Origin of the sequence: Peribacillus acanthi (assembly GCF_003073175.1) — a bacterium.
Classification (GTDB): domain Bacteria; phylum Bacillota; class Bacilli; order Bacillales; family DSM-1321; genus Bacillus_BN; species Bacillus_BN acanthi.
This window is the reverse complement of sequence record NZ_QBBX01000050.1, coordinates 1-1,511: the sequence shown is the minus strand read 5'-3', so window position 1 is coordinate 1,511 and position 1,511 is coordinate 1. Positions and strand designations below refer to the sequence as shown.

At 35.0% G+C, this 1,511-nt stretch carries 1 protein-coding gene; it reads left to right on the top strand.

Features of this window, described 5'->3' with window-relative positions:
- The first annotated feature begins 100 nt into the window (after positions 1-100).
- On the top strand, positions 101-1,267 hold the full coding sequence (locus tag DBX25_RS20370; protein WP_108672582.1) for an IS256 family transposase: 1,167 nt from the start codon (positions 101-103) through the stop codon (positions 1,265-1,267).
- Positions 1,268-1,511 lie beyond the last annotated feature (244 nt).

Below are 1,511 nucleotides of genomic sequence, written 5' to 3'. Positions count from 1 at the left end.
GATTAAGTCCATATAATTGTGTAAAAAGAAAAGAGTCATTTTACTCCTTCTTGGCTACAATGTTTTCAACGACGATAAACAATGATAGCGAGGAATAATAATGACTCAATTACAGTTTAACCTAAATATGGAACTTTTAAAAGATTCGGTCATGAATTCAAATATCGAAACCGTAGTGAAATCAGCGATCGTTTTGGTTTTAAATGAATTCATGGAAAAAGAACGAGATGATTATCTAAACGTTTCTGCTTATGAACGATCTATGGAGCGTCATGACTACCGTAATGGATATTATGATCGTGAATTCACGATGAGTATTGGAAAAATTACACTTAAGGTGCCAAGAACACGCAATGGAGAATTTTCACCTACTGTTTTTGAAAAATACGCTCGTTGTGATCAAGCTCTCGTCATATCTATGTTAGAAATGGTCATCAATGGTGTGTCTACACGAAAAGTTACACATATTGTGGAACAACTTTGTGGGGAAAGTATTTCAAAATCGTTTGTTTCATCCCTTACTCAAAAACTTGATCCTATTGTGAATGAATGGGCTCAAAGGCCATTAAACACTACGTATTATCCTTTTCTTTTTGTTGATGCGATGTATGTAAAAGTTCGTGAAGATCAACGTGTCGTCTCCAAAGCCATTTATATCGCAACGGCCATTACGAAGAATAATACACGAGAAATATTAGGTTTAAGTGTCGACCACACAGAAAATTATGATAGTTGGTCCCGCTTTTTCCAGCAACTAAAATCTCGTGGTCTACAATCACCTAAGTTAGTGATTTCTGATGCACATCAAGGGCTCCAAAAAGCGATACAACGTGAATTTATTGGAACCACCTGGCAACGGTGTAACGTCCATTTTAAACGAAATATTATCGAAAAGCTGCCAAAAAAGGATTCAGCTGAAATTCGTGTGATGATTAAGCGCATTTTTGAAGCAGTCACAATCGAAGATGTTCGATTATTTAAAGATGAGCTAATGAGCCAGTTTGGCAACCAACCAAAATATGAAAAAGCTCTTGCGATATTAGATGAAGGTTTCGAAGATACCATTCAATATATGAATCACCCAGTAGAAGTTCGATGTCATATCCGTAGTACCAATTCTCTGGAACGTCTAAACCAAGAAATTCGTAGAAGAGAAAAAGTAATTCGTATATTTCCTAATACTCAATCCGCTTTTCGTTTAGTTGGAGCTGTATTAATGCAATATCAGGAGACGACATACAACAAAAAGAAAACTCTTACAAAATAGAAATAACAAGATTTTTTTAAGCAACTTCCATTCATGGATCATTTCACAATCAGTAAAGGCTGTCAAAGTGAAAAGAGCCTTTGACAGCCTTTACTGATTGTGAGTTTTAGAATCCATGGAAGTCGCCCAAAAAAATGTAGTGGATGTATGTGAAAAATTTAAAATAGTTAAGTACTATTAAATATAATGAAAAACTAGTTGAAAACGTTGGGAAAGCAATTTACACAATATTACGGACTTGACT